Genomic DNA, 22,815 nt, shown 5'->3' with positions numbered 1-22,815 from the left:
TGGGTCAGGCGCCTGACGGCGTCAAGCCTTCTCGACGAAGCTGTCGATCACCCGCTTTTCGCCGGCCTTTTCGAAATCGACCAGCAGTTTGTTGCCCTCGATGATGCGGACGTTGCCGTAGCCGAACTTCTGGTGGAAGACGCGTTCGCCCTTGGTCCAGCCGGAGCTCGACTTGGGATCGCCTGTGGCGATCAGGCGGCCGTCGCCCTCGATCACGGCCTTGCGGGCCAGGAGCTTGTTCGGGGTCTGGGCGGCGGTGAAGGATTGGGCGCGTTTCCAGCCGGGGGAGGAATAGCCGCTGCCGAAGGAGGGCGCGTCGTCCCAGCGGCTCTTGGCCTCCTTCATGCCGGTGGAGGCGCCGTAGTAGCCGGTGTCCGATTGTGGATCGACGTGGTCGATGGGCAGTTCGTCGACGAAGCGGCTGGGCAGTTGCGAGGTCCAGCGGCCATAGACCAGACGGTTGGCTGCGAACGAGATCCGCGCGTCCTGTTTGGCGCGGGTGACGCCGACATAGGCCAGGCGGCGTTCCTCCTCCAGGCCCTTTTCACCCTTCTCGTCGATGCTGCGCTGGCTGGGGAAGACGCCTTCCTCCCAGCCGGGCAGGAAGACCAGCGGGAACTCCAGCCCCTTGGCGCCGTGGAGGGTCATGATCTGAACGGCGCCGTCGCCGTTCGGATCGTCGCTGTTGGCGCGTTCCAGATCCATGACCAGGGAGACGTGTTCCAGATAGGCCTGCAGCGTTTCGAACTGCTGCATCGACTGGGTCAGTTCCTTCAGGTTGTCCAACCGGGTCTGGCCGCTGGTGCGGTCGGCCTTCTGCATGTCGGTGTAGCCGCTTTCCTCCAGCACCGTCTCCATGACCTGCCAGTGGGGCATGGTCTCGGACAGGGCGCGCCAGCGGTCGACGTCGCGCACGAAGTTGGACAGGGCGGTGCGGGTGCGGGCCTGAAGCTCGTCGGTATTGATCAGGCCTCGCACGGCCGTCAGGGCGGACAGGCCGTGCTGGCGGGCGAGTTGCAGGACCTTCTGCACGCTAGTGTCGCCGATGCCGCGCTTGGGCACATTGACGATCCGTTCGAAGGCCAGGTCGTCGTCCTCGGACTGGATCAGCCGCATATAGGCGTGGGCGTCGCGGATCTCGGCCCGTTCGAAGAAGCGAGGACCGCCGATGACGGCATAGGGGATCGCCAGCATGACCAGCCGCTCTTCGAACGCCCGCATCTGGAACGAGGCGCGGACCAGGATGGCCATGTCCTTGTATTTCAGGCCCGGCTCGCCGGCGTGGGGACGAAGCGCGGTCTCGATCTCGTCGGCGATCAGCCGGGCCTCGGCCTCGCCGTCCCAGACGCCGCGCACCCGCACCTTGTCGCCGCTGTCGTCCTCGGTCCACAGGGTCTTGCCCAGCCGATCGCGGTTGGCGGCGATCAGGCCCGAGGCCGCGCCCAGGATGTGGCTGGTCGAGCGATAGTTCCGCTCCAGCTTGACGATCTTGGCGCCGGGGAAGTCGCGCTCGAAGCGCAGGATGTTATCCACCTCGGCTCCGCGCCAGCCATAGATCGACTGGTCGTCGTCGCCGACGCAGCAGACATTGCCGGTCGAGGCCGTCAGCAGCCGCAGCCACAGATACTGCGCGACATTGGTGTCCTGATATTCGTCGACCAGGATGTAGCGGAAGCGGCGGCGGTATTCCTCAGCTAAATCCGCATGCTGCGACAGTATGGTGATGTTGTGCAGCAGCAGGTCGCCGAAGTCGCAGGCGTTCAGGCTGCGCAGACGCGCCTGATAGGCGGCGTATAGACCCTGGCCCTTGCCGTTGGCGAAATCCTCGCCGGGCGGCAGTTTCTCGGGCGTCCAGCCGCGGTTCTTCCAGTGGTCGATCAGGCCGCTCAGCGACTTGGGCGTCCAGCGTTTGGTGTCGATGTTTGCGGCTTCCAGCAGCTGTTTCAGCACCCGTTCTTGGTCGTCGGTGTCCAGGATGGTGAAGCTGGATTTCAGCCCGACCAGTTCGGCGTGACGGCGCAGGATCTGGGCGGCGACGGAGTGGAAGGTGCCCAGCCAGCGCAGCCCCTCCGCCGAGGGGCCGATCAGATGGGTGATCCGCTCGCGCATCTCGCGCGCGGCCTTGTTGGTGAAGGTGACGGTCAGCAGTTCCCACGGCTTGGCCCGGCCGGTCGCCAGGATGTGCGCCAGCCGCGTGGTCAGCACCCGCGTCTTGCCGGTGCCGGCGCCGGCCAGAACCAGGACGGGCCCTTCGGTCGTCTCGACCGCCTCGCGCTGTTCGGGGTTCAGCCCCTTCAGATAGTCGCGCGGCGCCTCACCCTCAGGCGCGCGGGCTCGCGCCAGGTCGGAAATGCGGGGGGCGGGGAGATCGGTCACAGGCGCAGAAACATCCGTCAGTCAGATTCGAAACCGGAACATAAGGGGACCGCGCGGCAATGTCAGGGCCGACGCCACAATGAACGGAACCGGCTGGGCGACGGCAGGTTCCTAGGTGCGATGCAGCGAAACACTGACACGAGGAAGGCGGCGTCAGGCCGCAAACGGCAGGGCAAGAAGGCCGGGTGGCTGGCCTTTGTTCTGGGCATGGCCGGGATGTTCGTGATCATGGCGGTGTGGGTCGCCCTGGTCGAAATGGGCGAGGACCCGCATGCCGACGTCGAATTCATCGGGCAACCGCAATCCGCCGACGTGGGATCTCGCGAGACTACTTCAGACTATAGGTGATCGTCGTGACCACTCGGACCTTCTTGTCGATCGAGGCGGCCTCGTCGCCGCCTGCGCCATCACGCGGCAGGATTTCGAACGAGCCCTGGGTGGCCTGCCGGATCGGGCCCAGCGGCGTGCCGCTGTCCTTGGCGAACTGTTCCGCGCCGGTGCGCGCCGCCGCCGTGCCCTCGGCGATCATCTGCGGCCGCACGTCGTTCAGCTTTGTGAAGATGTAGGATGGTCCCTGGAAGTCCTGAAGCACCACGTCCTGACGCACCAGGTCGTTGAGCAGCCGCGTCGTGGCCTGAACCCGCGCCACATCGTTGGTTCGCACGATCACCGTCTGGGCCAGGATGAAGCGGGGACCGCCATTCTGTGCGGCGTATTCGCGCGACCGTGTGTCCGCGACCTCCAGCCGGCCCAGTTCGATGGTCTCGGCAGGATAGCCCTGGGCGGCCAGGAAGCGCCGTACAAGCGCAAGGTCGCCGTCGATCTTGGTCTGCACTTCCGACAGAACATCGCCCGATGCGGTGAAGCGCAGCGGCAGGACGGCGAGGTCGGCCTTCACATTGCGTTCGGACAGGCCGCGCACCGTCACCGTGCGGTCGCCTGCACGCGCATGGATGACGCCCTGACCGATCAGGGCGCCGGCGCCGATGAAGCCTATGGCCAAAAGGCCGCCTACGACGGCGGCGGGGATCAGACGATTGTCGGTCATGACGCGGTCTCCATTCGGCTGACGCTACGCCTGTCGTCCATGATCCGCCACCCAGTCCAGGGCCAGCAGACGACAGGCGGAGGCGAGGGGGCGGCGGCCGCGATTGGCGTCGATCTCGGCCAGAAGCTGAGCCTTGCTGAGTTCACGTGCGGCGGCGATCCGGTCCAGAACGGCCCAGAACTCGGGCTCCAGCGCGACCGAGGTCGCATGACCCGCCAGGGCGACCGAGCGTTTGCTCAGGCTGCTCAACGCGCGGACTTCAACACGATCTCGGCCGAGGCCGGTGCGCCATTGGTTAGAATGGCGTGGCGGGTGTCTGTGACGAAGACCAGAGCGCCGGCCGCGTCGCGGATTTCGGCCCGCGCGGCATAGGTGCGACGGGGATCGATCTGAGACGTCGGGAAGCCTAGGGTGACGCGATAGGGCGGGGCGCCGGTCAGCGGCTCGCTGGTTTCGGCGAGCACCTGCGCCGGGGCGTCGGCCAGGCTGACATCCTCGACCTTGACCGTCAGGACATGGCCGGGCGGCAGCATGATCCGCTCGCGATAGGTGGTGGTCACGTTCACGACGGTCGTTTCCGTCGTCATGTCCGGCGCGGTCGCGCAGGCGGCCATGACCAGGGCGGCGGGCAGGATCAGGGGGGCGTTTCGCATGACGATCTCCTTTGGGCGGGCAGTGTGTCACACTCCGGCGCAAGACGTGAGCGGCGCCGCCGGCTTTGCGATGATAAGCGGACCTGTCTGCCGCCGGAGATCGACCTTGAGCCGCCCTTTCACGATCGCCGCCATCGTCATCTGCGCCCTGATCTGGGGCACGACCTGGTATGCGATCACCTTGCAACTGGGGCCGGTCGATTCGATCGTTTCTATCGTCTGGCGGTTCGGTCTGGCGTCGGCGGTGCTGTTCGCCTTCTGCGCCATGACGCGACGGCCTTTGCGCCTGACCCGGCCCCAGCATCTGGCCGCCATCGGGCAGGGCGCCTTCGTCTTCGCAGTCAGCTATGGGTTCGTCTATGCGGCCGAGGGACAGGTTGCATCAGCGGTCGTGGCGGTGATCTTCGCCGCCCTGGCCTTCGTCAACCTGATCCTGTTCCGCCTGATGGGCGGACAGAAGGCGGCGCCCGCCGCTTGGATCGGCGCGGTCCTGGGCGTCATGGGCGTGGGGGTGCTGTCGTTCGGACAGATCACGGCGGCCGGCGCAGGCCTCAATCCCGGGCTGGGGGTCGTCTTCGCCCTGACCGCCGTTCTGGCGTCGGCGTTCGGCAACTGGTTCGCCTGGAAGGGGCAGCAGGCCGGCGCGCCGGTGATGGCCGCCACGTCCTGGGCCATGGCCTATGGCACGGCCATGTTGGCGCTGTATGGCGTGGCGACCGGCGTGACGTGGCGGATCGAGCCGACACCGCACTATGTGCTGTCGCTGCTCTATTTGTCGCTGTTCGGGTCGGTGATCGCGTTCGGCCTGTATTTCACCATCGCCCGTCAGCGCGGCTATGCCTTGGCCAGCTATATCTCGGCGCTGACGCCGCCCATCGCCATGCTGGTGTCGGTGATCTTCGAGGGCGCGCGCTTCGGCTGGAGCGCACTGATCGGACTGGCGCTGGTGCTGGCGGGGCAGGTGATGCTGATCCGCGCGCCCAAGACCTGAAGCATCAGTCGTCCGATTTTGGATCGCGCTTCTGACCGTCCAGCAGTTTGTCTGCCCGATGGCGTTCCAGAGCGGTCAGCGTCTTGTCGGCCTTGGTTCGACCGTGGACGACGCGATTGGCGGCGGCCTGCGCCTTGTTCTCGGCCTTGGCCCGCGTCTTTCGCGCCCGGTTCAGATTGACGATCTCGCCCATGATCAGTTCTTCGGCGGCTCTGCCGGCGTTTCTGCGGGCGTGGGCGGCGGCGCCAGCACCGCCGGCACTTGCGAGTCCGAGATGGTCGTCTGGGGGATGAAGGGCTGGTTCGCCGGACGCTCGCCCAGCCGGGTCCAGGCGTCGGGGCCGAGCCCGCGCTGGCGACCAAGTTCGAACATGGCCGTCATGGTCTCCTGGTCGAACTTGAGGCTTGAGGCGGCGACATTGTCGGGAATGGCCGACAGGGCCATGTCCAGGCCGTTGCGCCGTGCGAAGGCCGCCGTCACCGCCAGATGGATGCGCAACGACGACTTGCTCATGCTGTCATAGGTCCGCGCCAGGATGCCGGACAGACGGCCCGGCGTGACGCCGTCGTTGCGACCGACCTGACCGTTGACGATGACATAGAGGGCGCCGACACGCCCCTCGTCCTCGGGCCGGGTCCAGAGCATCAGGTCTTCCGGTATGGCGAGGAAGGGCGTGTTGACCCCGCCGTCGACGTGCATTTCCAGCACGACCTTGTCGTCGTCCTGAAGCCCCGCGATCAGCACGGGCGGAAAGACGCCGGGGATGCTGGCGGACGCGACCAGAACCTCCTTGAACAGTTCTCGGGCGTTGTCGTCGCCCTGGGCGGCCAGCAGACCCATGTCCCAGATGACGGTCTCCTCGCTGTCCAGATCCGTTGTGGCGACCAGCAGGCGACGGCCCTTGGCGTTCTCGCGGGCGACGGCCTGCATCAGCTCGGGCGTGACGTTCTCGTCCACCAGGTTTCGCAGCGCCTGCGACGAGAACAGGCTGGGGTTCAGGAAGGCGGCAAAACTGCGCCAGCTCAGCAGATTGTTCGCTCCGCCGCTGGTGTAGGCGTGCTGAAGCTCGTCATCCCATTCCGAGCCCAGGAAGGCGAAGGGGGCGGCGAGGGCGCCGGTGCTGACGCCGGTCACCACGTCGAACACCGGACGATCCCCATGCTCGGTCCAGCCGACCAGCAGCCCGGCTCCATAGGCGCCGTTGGCCCCGCCGCCGGACAGGGCGAGGATCGAGGTCGGATGATCAGGCCGCAACCGTTCGCCGATTTCGCGGGTGAAGGCCTGCAAGCGTGCGCTGTCGTTGGCGCGAATGCGGGGATCCTCGGCCTTGACCAGAGTGCCGTCGGTGATCCTGAGCGGCCCGGTCGGCCGATCCAGGGTGCCGCACGCGGTCAGCGCCAAGGCCATGACGATACCGAACAGGCCCGATCCGATCCGCCGCATGCGCTTGTTTCCAGCCCTGTGTCGAGAAATGCTATCTACCGCTTTGGGCCGTCCCCTGTCACCACATCACAGAACAAGCGTCGCCGTTTGAAACCCGCCCTGACGCCGCGTGTTCTCAACGGCAGGACAAACCGAACTGTTGGAGACAGACATGGTCGACGTTTCACTCATCAAGGAACACCTTGAAGTCGTTGGCTCGGACGGCGGCCACGTGGGGCGTGTCGATCACGTCCTGGGCGACCAGATCGAACTGGCCAAGCTGGACTTCGCCGGCGGCTTCAAACACCACCTGATCCCGGTCAGCTGGGTCGAGAAGGTCGATGACAAGCATGTCCACCTGAACCTGACCCAGGAAGACGCCAAGGCGCGCTGGTCGGAAAAGCCGCACTGATCACGGCGACTTAACGCGAATTCATCCAAGGCCCCGCTGCACAAGCGGGGCCTTATCGCTATCTGGGAGGCGTCGCATGAGGCGGCGCTGGAGCTTCGACCTTGATCCGCCTGATCCTGAATATTCTGTGGTTCGTGCTCGGCGGCTGGCTGTCAGGCCTGCTGTGGTTGTTCGGTGGAGCCATTCTGGCGCTGACTGTCGTCGGTCTGCCATGGACGTTCGCGGCGTGGCGCATCGCCAGCTATTCCTTCTGGCCTTTCGGCCGCGAGGTCGTGTGGCAGGACGCGCATCCGGTGGCGGGCTGCCTAGGCGTCGTGCTGAACATCGTCTGGTTCGTCTTCGCCGGTTGGTACATCGCCTTGTCGCACCTGCTCATCGCCGTGGTGGAGTTCGTGTCCATCATCGGCATCCCCTTCGCCTTGAAGGATCTGGAACTGGCCAAGCTGGCGCTGGCCCCGGTCGGCCGCACAATTCGCGACAAGGCCTGACGCCAACGAAAAACGCCGACGTCGCGGGACGTCGGCGTTCGAGCCTTTCGCGTCGGCTGGCGTCAGCCCGGCGAAATCATCTTCTCGGGACGGACCGCCTCGTCGAACTCGGCGTCGGTCAGATAGCCGCCGCCGACGGCTTCCTCGCGCAGGGTGGTGCCGTTCTTGTGCGCGGTCTTGGCGATCTTGGCGCAGGTATCGTAGCCCAGCTTGCCGTTCAGGGCGGTCACCAGCATCAGCGAGTTGTTCAGGCCGCGGGCGATATTGTCCTCGCGAGCCTCGATGCCGACCACGCAGTTGTCGGTGAAGCTGATGGCCGCATCGGCGACCAGGCGGACCGACTGCAGGAAGTTATAGGCCATGACCGGGTTGTAGACGTTCAGCTCGAAGTGGCCTTGCGAGCCGGCGAACGACAGGGCGGCGTTGTTGCCGAAGACCTGGGCGCAGACCTGGGTCAGGGCCTCGCACTGGGTCGGATTGACCTTGCCCGGCATGATTGACGAGCCGGGCTCGTTCTCCGGCAGGGCCAGTTCGCCCAGGCCCGAACGCGGGCCGGAGCCCAGGAAGCGGATGTCGTTGGCGATTTTGAACAGCGAGGCGGCGACCGTGTTGATCGCGCCGTGGCTGAAGACCATGGCGTCATGGGCGGCCAGGGCCTCGAACTTGTTCGGCGCGGTGGTGAAGGGCAGGCCGGTGATCTCGGCGATCTGGGCCGCGACCTTTTCGGCGAAGCCGACAGGGGCGTTCAGGCCGGTGCCGACGGCGGTGCCGCCTTGGGCCAGTTCCATCAGCTTGGGCAGGGTCTGTTTGATCCGCTCGATGCCGTTGGCGACCTGCTGCGCATAACCGCCGAACTCCTGGCCCAGGGTCAGGGGGGTGGCGTCCTGAGTGTGGGTGCGGCCGATCTTGATGATGTGGGCCCAGGCCTTGGCCTTGGCGTCGAGGGCGGCGTGCAGATGCTTCAGCGCCGGAATCAGGTCGTTGACCACCTGTTCGGCGCAGGCCACGTGCATGGCCGTCGGATAGGTGTCGTTCGACGACTGGCTCATGTTGACGTGGTCGTTGGGGTGGACCGGCTTCTTGGAGCCCATCTCGCCGCCCAGGATCTCGATGGCGCGGTTCGAGATCACCTCATTGGCGTTCATGTTAGACTGTGTGCCCGAACCAGTCTGCCAGACGACCAGGGGGAAGTGGTCGTTCAGCCTGCCTTCGATGACCTCGTTGGCGGCCTTGATGATGGCGTCGGCCAGGGCGGGGTCCAGCTTGCCCAGGTCGCGATTGGTCTCGGCGGCGGCGCGCTTGACGATGCCCAGGGCGCGGACGACCGGCAGGGGCTGCTTCTCCCAGCCGATCTTGAAATTGCCCAGCGACCGCTGCGCCTGGGCGCCCCAGTAGCGATCGGCGGCGACTTCGATGGGGCCGAAGGTGTCGGTTTCGGTACGGACGTTGCTCATGCGCGGAATCTCGTCTCTCAGGCGTGGCGATGGGTTGCGCGGCGGTGTAGCACGAGAGCCATGCAGGACAAGACGAGCGCACACATCCTCAGATGGGCAGGCGTCGTATGACCGCCGGCTGGATCGGGACCGGCAAGATCCGGGCGCGTGAGGATGGCGACGCCGTCGAGATCGTCATCGACGGTCTGACCACCCAGGCCAAATACTACAAGCCGCTGGTCTATGAGTTCATGCGCAAGGAATGGCGCGGCGCGCGGCCGTCCTGGGGCGACCATGTCGTCGAGATCCGCATGGAGCATGTCGGCGAGCCGCCGTGGATGGATCTGGACAACCTGGCCAAGGCGCTGCTTGATTCCATCAAGGGCTATCTGTTCCACGACGACGCCCAGGTCGCTCGTCTGCTGGTCGAACGGCGCGAAGGCGAAAGAGAGCGGATCACGATCCGCTCCTATCCGCGACGGGACTGAAGGCGGCTATTTCTTGCGGAACTGGTCCAGCGAGACGACCTTGGGACCTTCGGAGGATGGGTCGGTGTCCTGCGGCGGGATCGGCTCTTCCTCGACCTCTTCCAGAAGCTGCGGATCCTCGAACTGCAGCAGGAACTGGACGCTGGGGTCGTAGAACCGCGTGACTGCCGAATAAGGAATCACCAGGCTTTTGGGCATGCCGCCGAAACGCAGCTTGACCGAGAAGCGTTCGGGCTCGACGCGCAGATCGTCGTACTGGTGCTGCAGAACGACCGTCATCTCTTCCGGGTATTTCGCCAGGATGTCGGGCGCGACGCTGACGCCGACCGCGCGAGTCTTGAAGGTGATGTAGAAGTGGTGCGCGCCGGGCAGGCCTTCGGCCAGCACACGCTCCAGCGCCGCGCGCATGACGCCGCGCAGCGCCTCTTGCGCCAGCTGCTCGTAATGCATCTCATCGACCGGAGGGGCCTGGTCGCTCATCGTCACCTCGCAATAGAGCGCGACTGATAGACGTGCGGATGCGATGGCGAAAGATGCCTTGAGGGTTAAGCGAACCGATTTGTCGCCATACCGATGATTTGGAAAAGCGCCGGGATTCTGTTGCCAGGCTCCCGACAGGCCCCGCCCAAGGATCTGAACCCCTAGGACTTAAGATTCGAAATCACCCGAACCGCATTACGCGGCGAGAGCGACTTCTCCAGCGAAGTTATCGTTCGCAGTTAGAAAATGGCCCGATACGGTGGGCCAGGACGAGCGAAAGCAATCCTCTTTACACGTCCGTCGATGCTAGTCGGCCCCATGCTGCCTCCGCCGATAACGCGGGGAGAAAGTTGGTGGAGCCGCCGGGAATCGCACCCGGGTCCGGTCCGCTTATTACAAGCGCGTTTATCGCTATAGTCCGGCCGAAACCGGACAAGTCCAATATAGGCGCTGGGCGAGTGCATTCCAAGCGCCGCTTTCAAGTCAGACGCGCGGCCAGTCCGGCGTCTGTTGACGAAACCAGGTCAACTGGCGTTTGGCGTAGTTCCGCGTGGCCTGTTTCAAAGCGGCGACGGCGTCGTCACGCATAATGGCTCCAGTCAGATAATCAGCCAGTTCGCGCACGCCGACGGCTTTCATGGCGGGCAGGCTGTCCGATAGACCGCGCGCGGCCAAGGCGGCGACCTCATCCACCGCTCCCTGTTCAAGCATCAGGTCCACGCGAGCGTCACAGTTTTGATAGAGACGCTGCCGGTCAGGCTCGACGACCTGTCCAATCCAAGATCCGTGTGGCAGCAGGGGTTTCGTATCGGCCCTCCAGTCGCTGAGCGATCGGCCGCTGGCGGCGAAGACGCTCATGGCCCGCACCAATCTTTGCCGGTCGCCCCGTTCGATGGCGCGCGCAGCGTCGGGATCGGCTTGGGCCAGTCGCGCACGGAACGCCGTCTCGCCCTCGATCGCATATTCCGCCTCGACTGCGTCACGCGTCGCCAGCGGGACGGGAGGAATGTCCGCCAAGCCCCGAGTGAGGCTCATGAAATACAGGCCGGTGCCTCCGACGAGGATCGCCGAACGCCCGTCCGCACGAAGTTCGTCGATTATGTCCAAAGCCGCGCGGCTCCAGCGCCCGACCGACCAGGCGTCGGCCGCGTCGGCGACGCCGTAAAGGCGATGATCGGCCTGAGCTTCGTCCTCAACGGACGGCCGCGCCGTCAGGATGCGCAGGTCGGCGTAAAGCTGCTGGCTGTCCGCATTGATGATCACCGCGCCGGTTTCACGCGCCATCTTCAGCGCGAGCGCCGACTTTCCCGAGGCTGTCGGGCCGGCGATCAGGGTGATTGAGGGCGGCTGGGACAAATCGTGGCTCGCGGGACGGGTTCGAGGGCGATAGAACGCGCGCATCATAGCCTGCAAGTCTTCTGGAGACCGCCTTGGTCGAACGCACCGCCGTCCTCGCCGCCCTCGACGCGATCATCGATCCGGTTTCAGGCCAGGGTCTTGTGGCCGCCGGCCTGGTTCAGGGGTTGGTGGTGGCCGACGACCGTGCGGGTTTCGCGCTGGAAGTAGATCGCAGCCAGGCCGCCGCCTATGCGCCCATCCGGGACGCAGCGGAGGCGGCGCTGAAGGCGCTGCCCGGAATGGCGCGCGTCTCCGTCATCCTGACCGCCGAGACCAAGCCTGCCGCTGCGCCGCGCACGGCGGGCCTGTCCAAGGCGGCGGTCGATCAGGGGCGAGCCAAGGCGCCGGTTCCGACAGATCGCCCGGCCCATGTTCGTCGTGTCCTGGCGGTGGCCAGCGGAAAGGGCGGGGTCGGCAAGTCCACGGTCGCCGTCAATCTCGCCGCAGCGCTGGCAGCGCGCGGGCTGTCGGTCGGGATTCTGGACGCGGACGTCTATGGGCCGTCGCTGCCGACCATGCTGGGGATCAGCGGGCAGCCGGCCTATGAGGACGGCGCCATCGTGCCGCACGTCGCCCATGGTCTGAAGGCCATGTCGGTCGGTCTGCTGACGAAGATGGACGACGCCATGATCTGGCGCGGTCCCATGGCGTCCCAGGCCATCACCCAGATGTTGACCCAGACCCGATGGGGGACTGAAGATGCGCCGCTGGACGTGCTGATCGTCGATCTGCCGCCGGGCACCGGCGATGTGCAGCTGACCCTGATCCAGAAGACGCCGCTGGACGGCGCCGTTATCGTCTCGACCCCGCAGGAGGTTGCGCTGGCTGACGCACGCCGTGCGCACACGCTATTCCATCGGGTCAATGTGCCGACGCTGGGCCTGATCGAAAACATGAGCGGTTCGGTGTTCGGTCAGGGCGGAGCCAAGGCCGAGGCCGAACGCCTGGGCATCCCGTTCCTTGGCGATCTGCCGCTGGATGCCGCGCTGCGCGAAGGCGGGGACGCAGGCCGTCCGCCGGTTTCGGTTGATCCGTCGGGCGAAATCGCCGGTCGGTTCGCTACGATCGCGGACCGTGTCGCAACTGCTCTGGGCCTTTAGAAAATAACTGCGAAGGCGGGGTTTTCAAACGCAACCCTATTCGCCACCTTGGGTCTTACCGATATCCAAGGAGATCCGATGAGCGTCGACGCCCTGTTCAGCCCCTTCACCATCAAGGGGCTGACCCTGCCCAACCGCATCGTCATGGCGCCCATGACGCGGTCCTTTTCGCCGAACGGCATCCCGACCTCGGACGTCGCCGCCTACTATCGCCGCCGGGCTGAGGGCGGCGTCGGGCTTATCGTCACCGAAGGAACGGTCATTGAGCGGCCCGCCGCTCGCAATGACGCCAATGTGCCGGTGTTCCATGGCGAGGCCTTGCCGCATTGGAAGACGGTCGTGGATGAAGTTCACGCTGCGGGCGGTCTGATCGCGCCGCAGATCTGGCATGTCGGTTCCGCGCGCGGCCAGGGCGAGGACTGGAAACCGCTCGGCAAGGTAGACAGCCCGTCGGGCCTGACGGCCCCCGGCAAGACCAAATATGAGCCGATGACGGAAGAGGACGTCGCCGATACCATCGCCGCCTTCGGCCGGTCGGCGCGTGCGGCGCGGGAGCTGGGCTTCGACGCCGTCGAGATCCACGGCGCCCACGGCTATCTGATCGATCAGTTTTTCTGGGGCGGCGTCAATGTGCGCGAGGATCGTTGGGGCGGCCCCACCATCGCCGACCGCGCCCGGTTCGGCGCCGAGGTGGTCAAGGCGGTGCGCGAGGGCGTGGGCGACGACATCCCCGTCATCCTGCGCCTGTCGCAGTGGAAGCAGCAGGACTTCGCCGCTCGGATCGCCGAGACGCCGGACCAGATGGTCGAATGGCTGACGCCGTTGTCGGACGCCGGGGTCGATGTCTTCCACTGCTCGCAACGCCGTTTCTGGGAGCCGGAGTTCGAGGGATCGGATCTGAACTTCGCCGGGTGGGCCAAGAAGCTGATGAACAAGCCGACCATCACGGTCGGCTCGGTCGGTCTGGACGGCGAGTTCATCGCGGCCTTCGGCGGCGAGGGTTCGAAGCCCGCATCGTTGGACGGTCTGCTGCGTCGCCTGGAGAACGAGGAGTTCGATCTGGTGGCCGTGGGCCGAGCCCTGCTGGCCGACCCTCAATGGGTCAACAAGGTCCGCGACGGCCGTTCGGATGAACTGCGCAACTTCGAACGCGCGGACCTGATGACCCTGTCCTGACCCGATCAGTCGAGCCGGTTCAGGCCGGCTCGACGATCACCCCCGTGCCGTAGCACAGCACCTCGGTCACGCCGGGCATGATCTCGGTCGCGTCATAGCGGACGGCCAGAATGGCGTTGGCGCCGTGCTCCGTCGCGTGTTTGACCAGCTCGTCATAGGCTTCCTGACGCCCGGCTTCGGCCAGTTTCACATAGGCGCCGACCCGGCCACCCAGCATCGACTGGACCCCGCCTATGGCGTCGGAAATGGCGTTGCGCGAGCGTACGGTCACGCCGCGCACCAGGCCGATATGTCGGGTGACGCGGAAACCGGGCAGGTCGTTGGTGGTGGTGACGTACATCTGTCTCTCCTAGCGTCGTTCCAGCACGCGGAAGGTGAAGGCGTGATCGTCCTTCTCGCCGGCTGGATGGGATTCCGAAGATACCTCGACCCAGGCCGTTTCGTCGAATGCGGGGAAGACCGCGTCACCGTCGGGCGAGGCGTCCACTTCCGTGATGTAGAGGCGTCTGGCGCGGGGCAGGGCGGCCTCGAACAGGGCGGTGCCGCCGATGACGCAGATCTCGTCCACACCGTCTTCCTCGGCCGTTTCGCGACCGATCTCGACGGCTTCGTCCAGGGTGGCGCAGACCAGGGCGCCCTTGGACATGCCGTCGGTTTCGTAGGATTCGTCTCGTGTCAGCACCATGTTGAGGCGGCCGGGCAGGGGCTTGAGCGGCAGGCTCTCCCAGGTCTTGCGGCCCATCAAACAGGGTTTGCCGACGGTGATGGCCTTGAACCGCTGCAGGTCCGAGCGCAGACGCCAGGGCAGGTCGCCGTCGCGGCCGATGACGCCGTTGCTTCCGCGAGCGACGACCAGAGAAATGATGGGCTGGGGCAAGAACCTTGACCGTATCGATGCGTTGAAGTGGCCCAACCCATGGACGCGACCCCTGTCATGAGCAAGTACATCCCCGCCATCGTGGTCGGTTTCCTGGTCGCCGTCCTTGTCAGCGGAGGCTTGGCCTTCTTCTTTTCGTCAGCGGGCGCAGACGCCGGCTATCTGCCCATGATGGTCGGGGCCTTCCTGGGTGTGTTCACGGCCTATATCATGGCCAATCTGGCGGGAACCAAGCTGGGCAAGGCGGCGACGCCGGAGCAGAAGCAGGCCGTGCTGGATTTCCGGCCGCAGTTCCATGATCAGGCGCTGCTGATCGTTTACCGCGAAGGCTTCGTGGGCAAGGCGGCGGGCATGGACCTGTCGGTGGACGATCGTTTCGTGGCCCAGCTGAAGAGCCCGCGCTTCACCGCAATTTCGGTCTCGCCGGGCGGCCACCAGCTGTCGATGGCGTTCGGCGGTCTGGCGGGCAAGCAGAACAAGCCGACGCTGGAGGGCTTCATCGCCGCGGCCGGCGACGTGATCGCCTTCCGCGCCACGATGCAGATGGGCATGATGAAGAACCGCATCGTGGTCGAGCGCATCGAGAGCGACGACGCCCTGGTCCAGCGCCTGAAGCCGATGATCATGATTGCGCCGGAGGCCTAGGTTTCGGCCGCGACCTCGGTTTGGGGCTCCAGCCACTTCAGCCATTTGCGCTGCATGGCCTGATCCAGATCGACGCCGGCTTGGGCGCAGTAGATCAGCAGCATGCCCAGCACGTCCGCCGCCTCGTCGCCCAGTGCCTGGGCGTCGGGCGTGCCTCTCGCGCGGCCGGTCAGGCGCAGATGCTCGGCCGTCAGTTCGCCCAGCTCCTCTTGAAGCTTCAGCAGCGCCCAATCCCGGTCGCGGTCGATGCTGTGTTCGGCTGCGTAGATGTCGGAGATGCGCAGGACAGAAGCGGTCAGGTCTTTCAGGTCCATGTCTTCAGCGCCGCTCCACCGTGACGCCCTCTGCGGCGAAGGTCTGGAGCCGCGCGCGAGCGGCGGCGTCGTTCAGGGCATAGGCGTCGAGAAAATCCTCGGTCGCCTGGACGATATGGTCGAACCGCTCGCCGTCCGCCGTTCCGGGTAGTTGATGGTCCGCCCCGGAGAAGATCAGCAGGGTCTTGTCTCCGGCGGGGCTGGCGTCGAAGGCGGCGCGATGATCCCGCCAGTCGTCGGCGAAACCCGGAACCAGATCCCGGTCGCCGGTGATCATCAACAGCGGACCGTCAAGGGTGCGATAGGTGTCGGGCGTCACGACGTTGGGAATGTTCCCGGCAGAGGAAAAGGCGATCACGCCCTTCACCGCCGGATCGCCCATGGGGCCTGCGACAGTCACCGCCCCGCCCTCGATCAGGGACATCAGCGAGCCGAAGGAATGACCTGCCACGATTAGCGGCTTGCCCGGGTGGGCGTGTCTCGCCAGAGCGCGCGCTACTCCCAGGTCCAACAACCTCGTCGAGAAGGCTGCGCGGTTATCGTATTTCGCCTGTTCGGGATGGCGCAGGGAATCGACGTGCAGCGGCGCGATTACCGTAAACCCATGAGCGGCCCAGGCCGACAGCAGCTGCTGGTAGGCGGTGGGCGAACCGTTGTAGCCGTGGCTGAAGACCACCACGCCGCGCTCGTCCGGCGCGGTCCAGATGCTGATCGGGATCGCACGACCGTCCGGCGCTGGGACTCTGGCTTGAGTTGGGGTGATCTCGGGCGTTGTGATGACGGATGAGATCGGCAACGCGAAGGCCGACGCTGTTGGCGCAGCCAGAATGACGAGACTGGTCAAGGCGGCGCGGATCAGCATGGAAATGTCCGGAACGATAGGGCGATCAGACGGCCACGGCCGCCTTGATGTGCGGCCAGGCTTCGTAGCCGTCGAGGGTGAAGTCGGACAGGTCGAAGGCGAACAGGTCGGTCTTGGGGGCGATGTGCATGACTGGCAGGGGCAGGGGCTCGCGGGTCAGCTGAAGCTCGGCTTGGTCTAGGTGATTCAGATACAGGTGAGCGTCGCCGAAGGTGTGGACGAAGTCGCCGGGCTCCAGCCCCACGACCTGGGCCAGCATCATCGTCAGCAGGGCGTAGGAGGCGATGTTGAACGGCACGCCCAGAAAGACATCGGCGCTACGCTGATAAAGCTGGCAACTCAGTTTTCCATCCGCGACGAAGAACTGGAAGAGGCAGTGGCAGGGCGGCAGTGCCATGTCGTCGACGTCGGCCGGGTTCCAGGCGGTGACGATGTGACGGCGGCTGTTGGGGTTGATCTTCAGGCCGTGGACCAGTTTCTCGATCTGGTCGATGACGCGGCCGTCCGGCGCGGTCCAGGAGCGCCACTGTTTGCCATAGACCGGACCCAGCTCGCCGTCGGCGTCGGCCCATTCGTCCCAGATGCGGACGCCGTTGTCCTTGAGCCAGCCGATGTTCGTCTCGCCGCGCAGGAACCACAGCAGTTCGACGATGATCGAGCGCAGGTGCAGCTTCTTGGTCGTCAGGACGGGAAAACCCTTGGACAGGTCGAAGCGCATCTGGCGGCCGAAGACGCCCAGGGTGCCCGTACCGGTGCGGTCGTCGCGACGCACCCCATTGTCCAGGATGTCGCGCAGCAGGTTCAAATACTGCCGCTCGGGATGATCGGCGGGCGCGGCGGCGATGCGGGCCCGGACGTCGGCCTGAAGCGTGGCGTGGATCATCTGAACGGTCATGGGTTCAAGGTGCCTCAGAATTCGATTCGGGGTCGCGGCAAATCGGCGTCGTCCACAGGAATTGATTCGTTCGGACAGGGGTGATCAGCCTCGCGCTTTCACAGGCGGAGGGGATGGAGGGCTGGGCGGAGCGCCGAGCCTTCGCCCGGAGTGTGATTAGAGATTACCGTTTCGACGAAGGGTTGACGCTCCGCGCGGTTGGTTGGCCTGCAAGCTCGGGGCGTCGAGCGGTGGCGGTCTTATCGCCTAACCCCATAAGCCTGCGACGGGTCGGCAGCCCCTGCGAGGACTGTCCCGAGTGCGATCGAGTATCCCCCTCGACCCTCCGACACCGCTCCATGAGTCGATGTCGGCGCGGGCCGTTCCAGACCCGCTCCCGCTCCATCCGCTCCCGCCGCCGCAAGGTCGCAGGCCAAGCGAGCCCTCCATGCGACGAGACGGGTTTAGAATACGCGCGTTTCGGAGGGGGGATGGGAGAACGGGGACATAAATCGGCAAGCGATTGGATTCGCTGCGAATGAACCAGCGTCATTGTGATGGCTGGCGAGCTTTTCTCCCTCCCCTTCATGGGGAGGGGCGGCGAAGCGGAGCGCAGCCGGGGTGGGGGCGTGTGAAGCACTGCCTCCGTCCTTACGGCCCCACCCGGATCGCTGCGCGATCGTCCCTCCCCATGAAGGGGAGGGAGAGGCGCCTGTGGGACTTTGGGAGGAGGCGGTGCGCTTCAGCCGTCGAAACCGCCTTCGTCGAGGAATGCCTGTTCTTCTGCGGTTGTCTCACGGCCAAGGGCGGCGTTGCGGTGGGGGAAGCGGCCGAAACGGACGATGATGTCACGGTGGAGCTTGCCCCATTTCTCCAGCTCTTCGTCGCCGGCGATCAGGGCCATGTAGCGGTCCTGGTCCTCGATCCGTTCGGAATGTTCGAAGGGCAGCAGGAGGAAGTTCTTCAGCTCGGGTTCGACCTGAAGATGCAGGTCGCGCGCCACCGCCTGATTGGCGAACATCAGGGCCAGGGGGTCGGTGGCGAACTGATGCGCCGTGCCGCGAAAGCTGTTCCTGGGATACTGGTCCAGCAGGATCAGCAGGGCCAAGGCCCCGTCCGGCGTCTCCATCCAGTCGTCCATTTCGCGGCGCGCCGCCGCCCAATGGACCGCGCGGCCGCGGTCGCGGAAATCGGCGTCGAACGCCTCGTCCTTCGCGAACCACTTTTCGGGACCGGCCTCTTTCCAGAAGGCGACGACGGAGGAAGGGGTTATGAAGACGGTCATGACCCAGACCTTATCCAATCCGCTGCCCGTCTTCCATGACCGCGACTGCGACCTTTCGATCATTCGCGGCAAGCGCGTGGCCATGATCGGTTACGGCAGTCAGGGGCGGACCCATGCGCTGAACCTACGCGATTCGGGGGTGGCGGACATCGTCGTAGGTCTGAAGGCCGGGTCCAAGACTCGTGAGCTGGCGCGCGCGGATGGGTTCGCGGTGATGACGGCCGGGCAGGCCGCCGCCGGCGCCGACGTGATCGCGGTCATGACCTCGGACGAGGCGCATCGCGACCTGTGGCGCGACGAGCTGGAGCCCAACGTGCGGCCGGGAGCGGCCCTGGTGTTCGCCCACGGCCTGTCGGTCCGGTTCGGCCTGGTTCAGCCGCGCAAGGACCTGGACGTCATCCTGGCGTCGCCCAAGGGGATCGGGCCGCGCATCCGCGACCTGTACGAGGCCGGGGAGGGGGTCTTCTGCCTGTTCGGGGTGCATCAGGACGCGTCGGGCGGCGCGCACGCCTTGGGCCTGTCCTATGCGGCGGCGCTGGGGTGCGGGCGCAAGGGCATTCTGGAAACGACGATGCGGGACGAGTGCGAAAGCGACCTGTTCGGGGAACAGGTGGTGCTGTGCGGCGGGATCGCCGAACTGATCGATTCTGCTTTCATGAAGCTGGTGGACGCCGGTTATCCGCCCGAGGTGGCCTGGTTCGAATGTTTCTACGAGACCAAGCTGGTGACCGACCTGATGTACGAACGGGGTATCGCCGGAGCCTTCGCCAAGATTTCCAACACGGCGGAATACGGCGCCTATCTGACGGGACCGCGCATCATCAACGCCGCGTCGCGTGAGGCGATGGATCAGGTGCTGGCCGAGGTTCAGGGTGGAGCGTTCGTGCGCCGGCTGATGGCGGATTACGACGCCGGGTCGCCGGATCTGCTGGCGCGTCGCAAGGCGCTGGGGCTGCGGACCATCGAATCGGTGGGGGCGCATCTGAACGCCGTGGCGCGTCAGGCAATGGAGACAGCGGCGAACGACGATGATGAAAACAGCATGGGCGGCGGGTGAAAACCCGCCGTCGCGCCGTCTATATTTCGAAAGAGAAGATGGTCGGAGTGAGAGGATTCGAACCTCCGACCCCTGCGTCCCGAACGCAGTGCTCTACCAGGCTGAGCCACACTCCGACCGTGGGGGCGGGCCTGGCGGCGTCGCCCCGAAGTGAGGACGCGGCTTATAGCTATGGGTTCGGGAGGCCGCAAGCGTCCATTTCACCCCAACTTCGCGGTGCGTGAAAATAGTCCTGAAAGAGGGTGTTGCATCCCAAAACCGCTTGGCGTATCTGACCGCCTCCGCCGCACAGAGTGCTTCGGAAACGCCGGTCCTGCTGGGGAATGGTGTAATGGTAACACTACGGTTTTTGGTACCGTCATTCTAGGTTCGAGTCCTAGTTCCCCAGCCATCCGCCGACAAAGGTCGGCGCCGCCGAACCCTTTCACAGCTTCAGCATTATGATCTGCATCAGGGCTTCCGTTCGGACGCCCGGCTTCCTAGCTTGACTGCAGACTGTTGAGGAGAACGACGATGGTGACCGCTCGTGAGAAGCGCCTTGCGCCGCTGAGAACGCCGACTGGCCTGTCGGTGGAGGCGACCAAGGATATTTCGGCCGCGCTGACCACGCTGCTGGCCGATACGTTCGCCCTCTACATCAAGACCAAGAACTTCCACTGGCACGTGTCGGGCCCGCATTTCCGCGACTATCACCTGCTTTTGGACGAGCAGTCGGCGGAAATTCTGGCCATGACCGATCCGATGGCCGAGCGCGCGCGCAAGATCGGCGGCACCACGCTGCGTTCCATCGGTCAGATCGCTAAGGAATCGCGCGTCGCGGACAATGACGCAGACTATGTCGATCCGCTGGATATGCTGGCCGAGCTTCGCGACGACAACGGCGAGCTGATCGCTCGGATGCGCGAGGTCCACGACCTCTGCGACGAACATAACGACATCGCCACCGCCAGCCTGCTGGAGAACTGGATCGACGAAAGCGAGAAGCGCGTCTGGTTCCTGTTCGAATCGGGCCGTCGCGGAAACGTCTGATTGAGGAACCGCTTCGCTTGCGCCGTCTTATGTATCGTCGATAGTCGATGCAGAGGCGGCGCAGGAGAGGCGGGTGAGGCAGGGTGTGTTGATCTGCGGATTGGTAGCAGCGAGCGCCTTGGCGGCCTCGCCCGCGTCTGCTGACATGTCCAAGGCGTTCGGCAATACGATCGTCTCCCACTATCCGAACGGGCAATGGGTCAGGCACTATTTTGAGCCGGATGGGCGGTATACGTCGCAGTTCTCGGATGGGCGGCGGTTGAACGCGCGCTGGTCGGCCGAGGGGGACAAAATCTGCCTGAGCGGCTTCAGCCCGCGTCAGATCCTGCCGCGCTTCTGTAGTCGTGTGGTCGAGGCCGATGTCGGCGATACCTGGCAGGCGCGTGATCCGCTGGGGCGGTCCATTCGCAACGAACTGGTCGCCGGGCGTCGCTGAGGTCTTGCCCTGACCGTCGTCACCCTCTAGAGGCGACTGCCTGCCCATGCGGATGTGGCGGAACTGGTAGACGCACTAGATTTAGGTTCTAGCGCCGAGAGGCGTGGAGGTTCGAGTCCTCTCATCCGCACCAAAGCAAAAAGGCCCCGGATCGCTCCGGGGCCTTTTCTTTATTGATAAGCCTATCGCGCTTCGCGCTACTTGAGGCCGTGTTCCGGGGCCTATCGCACCTGCGCAACAGGCCCCGGAACTTTCGCTTAGCGGATAGGCGGGACGGGCGGCGGCGGCAGGTCGCTGTCGGTCTCGTGGACTTCGATCAGGCCGCGACCCAGGTGGCTCTTGCGATAGCCATACAGGAAATAGATCACCAGGCCGATGCTGCCCCAGATCGGCAGCACCATCTTGGCGTCGTGCGGCAGGTTCCAGAACAGGAAGGCGCAGCCGAAGGCCGACAGGGGCGCGAAGACCCAGATGAACGGCGTGCGGAACGGACGCTTGCGGTTCGGCTCCTTGACCCGAAGGATCAGCACGGCCAGCGACACCATGAAGAAGGCGAACAGGGTGCCCGAGTTCGAGATGTCGGCCAACTGACCGACCGGGAACAGGGCGCCGCCGATGGCCACCGCGATGCCGGTTGCGGCCGTCACGATGTAGGGCGTCTTCCACTTGGGGTGGATCTTGGTCAGGCCTTCCGGCAGCAGGCCGTCGCGCGCCATGACGAAGAAGATGCGGGTCTGGCCGTAGATCATCATCAGGATGACCGAGGGCAGGGCCAGCAGGGCGGCGGTGCCCAGGGCGTTGCCGATCTGCGGATGACCGATAACGCGCAGCACGTGGGCCAGGGCCTCGTTGGAGCAGACCAGAGCCTCGGCATTGGCCGGCAGAGCGCAGGCGGCGATGAAGGCCGGAGAGCCGGGCTGGACGGCTTGGCCTGCGGCGCCGAGCACCGGCTGTGCGCCGATGGCGCCCGCTGCACCCAAGGCGACCAGCAGATAGAAGACGGTGCAGATGGCCAGGGAGCCGATCAGGCCGATCGGCACGTTGCGTTGCGGGTTCTTGGTCTCTTCGGCCGCCGTCGAAACGGCGTCGAAGCCGACATAGGCGAAGAAGATCGAGGCGGCGGCGCCGACGATGCCCATGCCCGAGAACTCGCCGAACAGGCCGTTGGGCGCAAAGGGCGACAGGTTCGCCGTCTTGATCGCCGGCAGGGTGATGACGATGAAGACCGCCAGGGCGGCCACCTTGATCAGAACCAGCACGGCGTTGACGCGCGCCGATTCGGTCGTCCCCAGCATCAGCAGACCGGTGACCAGCAGGGCCACGATGATGGCCGGGATGTTGACGATGCCGACCGAGAAATCGGGCGTGGGAATGAAGCCGTTCATGGCCCAGGCGGGGCCGGCGGATAGGAGGTCAGGGAAGTCGAACCCTAGCCCCTGTTCTATCAACCCCAGGACATAGCCTGACCAGCCGACCGACACGGCGGACGCTGCGACCGCATATTCCAGGATCAGCGCCCAGCCGACCGTCCAGGCCAGCAGTTCGCCCATCACGGCATAGGTATAGGTGTAGGCTGAGCCCGAGACCGGGGCCATGGCCGCCAGTTCGGAGTAGCAGAGCGCCGCGACGGCGCAGACGGCGCCGGCGATGACGAAGCTGACCATCATGCCCGGCCCGGCTTTTTGCGAAGCCGCAGCCGTCAGGACGAAGATCCCGGTGCCGATAATGGCCCCGATCCCCAGAAGCGTCAGTTGAATTGGACCAAGCGACCGATGAAGAGATTTCCTCTCGGCCGTGGCAAGGATCGCGTCGAGCGACTTAACGCGCCACATAAAATACCCCCACGGTTTTGATACAGCCCCTCGGCTGCTTGAGGCGGACGCTAGCGACGGATGAGGCGGCGCGCAACGCGCATGACGAGGGGGTTAAGGCGTGACGACGCTTTCGTGATCGGGGTGCATCGGGCTAGAG

At 65.3% G+C, this 22,815-nt stretch carries 27 protein-coding genes, 3 tRNA genes and 1 other RNA gene; 13 read left to right on the top strand and 18 right to left on the bottom strand.

Annotated features, from left to right (window positions below):
• Positions 1-21 precede the first annotated feature (21 nt).
• Complete coding sequence (locus tag ACP7BH_RS03395) at positions 22-2,376, bottom strand: ATP-dependent helicase (RefSeq protein WP_425983716.1); 2,355 nt, start codon at positions 2,374-2,376, stop codon at positions 22-24.
• 120 nt (positions 2,377-2,496) lie between these two features.
• On the opposite strand from ACP7BH_RS03395, the gene ACP7BH_RS03390 reads away from it, so the two are divergent.
• Positions 2,497-2,724 (top strand): hypothetical protein, encoded by a 228-nt coding sequence (locus tag ACP7BH_RS03390; RefSeq protein WP_425983718.1) that lies wholly within the window; start codon positions 2,497-2,499, stop codon positions 2,722-2,724.
• On the opposite strand, the gene ACP7BH_RS03385 is transcribed toward ACP7BH_RS03390, so the two are convergent.
• From ACP7BH_RS03385 to ACP7BH_RS03375, 3 genes are read right to left on the bottom strand one after another with little or no spacing between them, the layout of a single operon-like run.
• Complete coding sequence (locus ACP7BH_RS03385) at positions 2,705-3,424, bottom strand: SIMPL domain-containing protein (protein ID WP_425983720.1); 720 nt, start codon at positions 3,422-3,424, stop codon at positions 2,705-2,707. The two genes, ACP7BH_RS03390 and ACP7BH_RS03385, sit on opposite strands and share 20 nt — an antisense overlap.
• Positions 3,425-3,448: 24 nt before the next feature.
• Complete coding sequence (locus tag ACP7BH_RS03380; RefSeq protein ID WP_135195521.1) at positions 3,449-3,673, bottom strand: ribbon-helix-helix domain-containing protein; 225 nt, start codon at positions 3,671-3,673, stop codon at positions 3,449-3,451.
• On the bottom strand, positions 3,670-4,077 hold the full coding sequence (locus tag ACP7BH_RS03375; protein ID WP_425983721.1) for a YbaY family lipoprotein: 408 nt from the start codon (positions 4,075-4,077) through the stop codon (positions 3,670-3,672). Before ACP7BH_RS03375 ends, ACP7BH_RS03380 begins: the two co-directional genes overlap by 4 nt.
• Positions 4,078-4,183: 106 nt before the next feature.
• On the opposite strand from ACP7BH_RS03375, the gene ACP7BH_RS03370 reads away from it, so the two are divergent.
• Positions 4,184-5,068, top strand: coding sequence for a DMT family transporter (locus tag ACP7BH_RS03370; protein ID WP_425983722.1), 885 nt, complete (start codon positions 4,184-4,186; stop codon positions 5,066-5,068).
• A gap of 4 nt (positions 5,069-5,072) precedes the next feature.
• Here ACP7BH_RS03370 and ACP7BH_RS03365 read toward each other — a convergent pair whose 3' ends face one another.
• Both ACP7BH_RS03365 and ACP7BH_RS03360 read right to left on the bottom strand, forming a co-directional pair.
• Positions 5,073-5,261 carry a DUF4169 family protein gene (locus ACP7BH_RS03365; protein WP_425983724.1) on the bottom strand — a complete coding sequence of 63 codons (189 nt, stop codon included), beginning with the start codon at positions 5,259-5,261 and terminating at the stop codon, positions 5,073-5,075.
• Positions 5,262-5,263: 2 nt separating this feature from the next.
• Positions 5,264-6,511 carry a patatin-like phospholipase family protein gene (locus tag ACP7BH_RS03360; RefSeq protein ID WP_425983726.1) on the bottom strand — a complete coding sequence of 416 codons (1,248 nt, stop codon included), beginning with the start codon at positions 6,509-6,511 and terminating at the stop codon, positions 5,264-5,266.
• 151 nt (positions 6,512-6,662) lie between these two features.
• On the opposite strand from ACP7BH_RS03360, the gene ACP7BH_RS03355 reads away from it, so the two are divergent.
• On the top strand, positions 6,663-6,902 hold the full coding sequence (locus tag ACP7BH_RS03355; protein ID WP_425983728.1) for a DUF2171 domain-containing protein: 240 nt from the start codon (positions 6,663-6,665) through the stop codon (positions 6,900-6,902).
• Positions 6,903-7,003: 101 nt separating this feature from the next.
• Positions 7,004-7,390, top strand: coding sequence for a YccF domain-containing protein (locus tag ACP7BH_RS03350; protein WP_425983731.1), 387 nt, complete (start codon positions 7,004-7,006; stop codon positions 7,388-7,390).
• Between the two features lie 62 nt (positions 7,391-7,452).
• Here ACP7BH_RS03350 and fumC read toward each other — a convergent pair whose 3' ends face one another.
• On the bottom strand, positions 7,453-8,844 hold the full coding sequence (gene fumC, locus ACP7BH_RS03345; RefSeq protein ID WP_425983733.1) for a class II fumarate hydratase: 1,392 nt from the start codon (positions 8,842-8,844) through the stop codon (positions 7,453-7,455).
• A 92-nt stretch (positions 8,845-8,936) separates the two neighbouring features.
• On the opposite strand from fumC, the gene ACP7BH_RS03340 reads away from it, so the two are divergent.
• The gene (locus ACP7BH_RS03340; protein ID WP_425983735.1) at positions 8,937-9,311 is read left to right on the top strand and encodes a RusA family crossover junction endodeoxyribonuclease; all 375 of its coding nucleotides are present in this window, start codon (positions 8,937-8,939) and stop codon (positions 9,309-9,311) included.
• A gap of 6 nt (positions 9,312-9,317) precedes the next feature.
• Here the strand turns inward: ACP7BH_RS03340 and ACP7BH_RS03335 are convergent, their stop codons facing one another.
• From ACP7BH_RS03335 to miaA, 3 genes are all read right to left on the bottom strand, one after another.
• Complete coding sequence (locus ACP7BH_RS03335; RefSeq protein WP_425983737.1) at positions 9,318-9,791, bottom strand: SspB family protein; 474 nt, start codon at positions 9,789-9,791, stop codon at positions 9,318-9,320.
• 105 nt (positions 9,792-9,896) lie between these two features.
• Positions 9,897-10,264, bottom strand: a transfer-messenger RNA (tmRNA) gene (ssrA, locus tag ACP7BH_RS03330).
• 10 nt (positions 10,265-10,274) lie between these two features.
• Positions 10,275-11,147: a tRNA (adenosine(37)-N6)-dimethylallyltransferase MiaA gene (gene miaA / locus ACP7BH_RS03325; RefSeq protein ID WP_425983739.1), complete on the bottom strand. Its 873-nt coding sequence runs from the start codon at positions 11,145-11,147 to the stop codon at positions 10,275-10,277.
• Between the two features lie 74 nt (positions 11,148-11,221).
• On the opposite strand from miaA, the gene ACP7BH_RS03320 reads away from it, so the two are divergent.
• Together ACP7BH_RS03320 and ACP7BH_RS03315 are read left to right on the top strand one after the other, a co-directional pair.
• Positions 11,222-12,289: an Mrp/NBP35 family ATP-binding protein gene (locus tag ACP7BH_RS03320; RefSeq protein ID WP_425983741.1), complete on the top strand. Its 1,068-nt coding sequence runs from the start codon at positions 11,222-11,224 to the stop codon at positions 12,287-12,289.
• Positions 12,290-12,367: 78 nt separating this feature from the next.
• On the top strand, positions 12,368-13,465 hold the full coding sequence (locus ACP7BH_RS03315; protein ID WP_425983743.1) for an NADH:flavin oxidoreductase: 1,098 nt from the start codon (positions 12,368-12,370) through the stop codon (positions 13,463-13,465).
• 19 nt (positions 13,466-13,484) lie between these two features.
• Here the strand turns inward: ACP7BH_RS03315 and ACP7BH_RS03310 are convergent, their stop codons facing one another.
• Together ACP7BH_RS03310 and ACP7BH_RS03305 are read right to left on the bottom strand one after the other, a co-directional pair.
• A complete protein-coding gene (locus ACP7BH_RS03310) occupies positions 13,485-13,805 on the bottom strand; it encodes a YbjQ family protein (RefSeq protein ID WP_409716096.1) in 321 nt (106 codons plus the stop codon).
• Positions 13,806-13,814: 9 nt separating this feature from the next.
• A complete protein-coding gene (locus tag ACP7BH_RS03305; RefSeq protein ID WP_425983745.1) occupies positions 13,815-14,342 on the bottom strand; it encodes a dihydrofolate reductase in 528 nt (175 codons plus the stop codon).
• Positions 14,343-14,399: 57 nt separating this feature from the next.
• On the opposite strand from ACP7BH_RS03305, the gene ACP7BH_RS03300 reads away from it, so the two are divergent.
• Entirely contained in the window at positions 14,400-14,987 is a 588-nt protein-coding gene (locus ACP7BH_RS03300) for a hypothetical protein (protein WP_425983747.1), read from the top strand.
• On the opposite strand, the gene ACP7BH_RS03295 is transcribed toward ACP7BH_RS03300, so the two are convergent.
• The 4 genes from ACP7BH_RS03295 to ACP7BH_RS03280 form a co-directional block, all read right to left on the bottom strand.
• Complete coding sequence (locus ACP7BH_RS03295; RefSeq protein ID WP_425983749.1) at positions 14,984-15,301, bottom strand: phosphoribosyl-ATP pyrophosphohydrolase; 318 nt, start codon at positions 15,299-15,301, stop codon at positions 14,984-14,986. The genes ACP7BH_RS03300 and ACP7BH_RS03295 overlap by 4 nt on opposite strands.
• A 4-nt stretch (positions 15,302-15,305) precedes the next feature.
• Complete coding sequence (locus tag ACP7BH_RS03290) at positions 15,306-16,163, bottom strand: alpha/beta hydrolase family protein (RefSeq protein WP_425983752.1); 858 nt, start codon at positions 16,161-16,163, stop codon at positions 15,306-15,308.
• 25 nt (positions 16,164-16,188) lie between these two features.
• Positions 16,189-17,046 (bottom strand): thymidylate synthase, encoded by an 858-nt coding sequence (locus tag ACP7BH_RS03285; RefSeq protein ID WP_425984812.1) that lies wholly within the window; start codon positions 17,044-17,046, stop codon positions 16,189-16,191.
• Between the two features lie 733 nt (positions 17,047-17,779).
• Complete coding sequence (locus ACP7BH_RS03280; protein ID WP_425983754.1) at positions 17,780-18,322, bottom strand: DUF924 family protein; 543 nt, start codon at positions 18,320-18,322, stop codon at positions 17,780-17,782.
• On the opposite strand from ACP7BH_RS03280, the gene ilvC reads away from it, so the two are divergent.
• Positions 18,321-19,379 carry a ketol-acid reductoisomerase gene (gene ilvC / locus ACP7BH_RS03275; RefSeq protein WP_425983757.1) on the top strand — a complete coding sequence of 353 codons (1,059 nt, stop codon included), beginning with the start codon at positions 18,321-18,323 and terminating at the stop codon, positions 19,377-19,379. The two genes, ACP7BH_RS03280 and ilvC, sit on opposite strands and share 2 nt — an antisense overlap.
• A 39-nt stretch (positions 19,380-19,418) precedes the next feature.
• On the opposite strand, the gene ACP7BH_RS03270 is transcribed toward ilvC, so the two are convergent.
• Positions 19,419-19,495: transfer RNA gene (locus ACP7BH_RS03270), tRNA-Pro, on the bottom strand.
• Positions 19,496-19,696: 201 nt separating this feature from the next.
• Between ACP7BH_RS03270 and ACP7BH_RS03265 the strand changes: the two genes are divergently transcribed.
• The 4 genes from ACP7BH_RS03265 (at position 19,697) to ACP7BH_RS03250 (ending at position 20,977) form a co-directional block, all read left to right on the top strand.
• A tRNA-Gln gene (locus tag ACP7BH_RS03265) sits at positions 19,697-19,770 on the top strand.
• 122 nt (positions 19,771-19,892) lie between these two features.
• On the top strand, positions 19,893-20,408 hold the full coding sequence (locus ACP7BH_RS03260; RefSeq protein WP_425983759.1) for a Dps family protein: 516 nt from the start codon (positions 19,893-19,895) through the stop codon (positions 20,406-20,408).
• Positions 20,409-20,481: 73 nt separating this feature from the next.
• The gene (locus ACP7BH_RS03255) at positions 20,482-20,844 is read left to right on the top strand and encodes a hypothetical protein (protein WP_425983763.1); all 363 of its coding nucleotides are present in this window, start codon (positions 20,482-20,484) and stop codon (positions 20,842-20,844) included.
• A 48-nt stretch (positions 20,845-20,892) separates the two neighbouring features.
• Positions 20,893-20,977 (top strand) — tRNA-Leu (locus ACP7BH_RS03250).
• Between the two features lie 124 nt (positions 20,978-21,101).
• Here ACP7BH_RS03250 and ACP7BH_RS03245 read toward each other — a convergent pair.
• On the bottom strand, positions 21,102-22,676 hold the full coding sequence (locus ACP7BH_RS03245) for an amino acid permease (protein WP_425983765.1): 1,575 nt from the start codon (positions 22,674-22,676) through the stop codon (positions 21,102-21,104).
• Positions 22,677-22,815 lie beyond the last annotated feature (139 nt).

Origin of the sequence: Brevundimonas sp. TWP2-1, from assembly GCF_049897645.1 — a bacterium.
GTDB lineage: Bacteria > Pseudomonadota > Alphaproteobacteria > Caulobacterales > Caulobacteraceae > Brevundimonas.
Note: the sequence above shows the minus strand (reverse complement) of the source record. Positions and strands in the feature narration are given on the sequence as shown.

Coding starts and splice junctions, on each gene's coding strand:
- ACP7BH_RS03390 (WP_425983718.1), top strand. CDS start 2,497: ATGCAGCGAAACACTGACACGAGGAAGGCGGCGTCAGGCCGCAAACGG.
- ACP7BH_RS03385 (WP_425983720.1), bottom strand. CDS start 3,424: ATGACCGACAATCGTCTGATCCCCGCCGCCGTCGTAGGCGGCCTTTTG.
- ACP7BH_RS03375 (WP_425983721.1), bottom strand. CDS start 4,077: ATGCGAAACGCCCCCCTGATCCTGCCCGCCGCCCTGGTCATGGCCGCC.
- ACP7BH_RS03365 (WP_425983724.1), bottom strand. CDS start 5,261: ATGGGCGAGATCGTCAATCTGAACCGGGCGCGAAAGACGCGGGCCAAG.
- ACP7BH_RS03360 (WP_425983726.1), bottom strand. CDS start 6,511: ATGCGGCGGATCGGATCGGGCCTGTTCGGTATCGTCATGGCCTTGGCG.
- ACP7BH_RS03355 (WP_425983728.1), top strand. CDS start 6,663: ATGGTCGACGTTTCACTCATCAAGGAACACCTTGAAGTCGTTGGCTCG.
- fumC (WP_425983733.1), bottom strand. CDS start 8,844: ATGAGCAACGTCCGTACCGAAACCGACACCTTCGGCCCCATCGAAGTC.
- ACP7BH_RS03340 (WP_425983735.1), top strand. CDS start 8,937: ATGGGCAGGCGTCGTATGACCGCCGGCTGGATCGGGACCGGCAAGATC.
- ACP7BH_RS03335 (WP_425983737.1), bottom strand. CDS start 9,791: ATGAGCGACCAGGCCCCTCCGGTCGATGAGATGCATTACGAGCAGCTG.
- ACP7BH_RS03315 (WP_425983743.1), top strand. CDS start 12,368: ATGAGCGTCGACGCCCTGTTCAGCCCCTTCACCATCAAGGGGCTGACC.
- ACP7BH_RS03310 (WP_409716096.1), bottom strand. CDS start 13,805: ATGTACGTCACCACCACCAACGACCTGCCCGGTTTCCGCGTCACCCGA.
- ACP7BH_RS03300 (WP_425983747.1), top strand. CDS start 14,400: ATGAGCAAGTACATCCCCGCCATCGTGGTCGGTTTCCTGGTCGCCGTC.
- ACP7BH_RS03295 (WP_425983749.1), bottom strand. CDS start 15,301: ATGGACCTGAAAGACCTGACCGCTTCTGTCCTGCGCATCTCCGACATC.
- ACP7BH_RS03290 (WP_425983752.1), bottom strand. CDS start 16,163: ATGCTGATCCGCGCCGCCTTGACCAGTCTCGTCATTCTGGCTGCGCCA.
- ACP7BH_RS03285 (WP_425984812.1), bottom strand. CDS start 17,046: ATGATCCACGCCACGCTTCAGGCCGACGTCCGGGCCCGCATCGCCGCC.
- ilvC (WP_425983757.1), top strand. CDS start 18,321: ATGACCCAGACCTTATCCAATCCGCTGCCCGTCTTCCATGACCGCGAC.
- ACP7BH_RS03280 (WP_425983754.1), bottom strand. CDS start 18,322: ATGACCGTCTTCATAACCCCTTCCTCCGTCGTCGCCTTCTGGAAAGAG.
- ACP7BH_RS03260 (WP_425983759.1), top strand. CDS start 19,893: ATGGTGACCGCTCGTGAGAAGCGCCTTGCGCCGCTGAGAACGCCGACT.
- ACP7BH_RS03245 (WP_425983765.1), bottom strand. CDS start 22,676: ATGTGGCGCGTTAAGTCGCTCGACGCGATCCTTGCCACGGCCGAGAGG.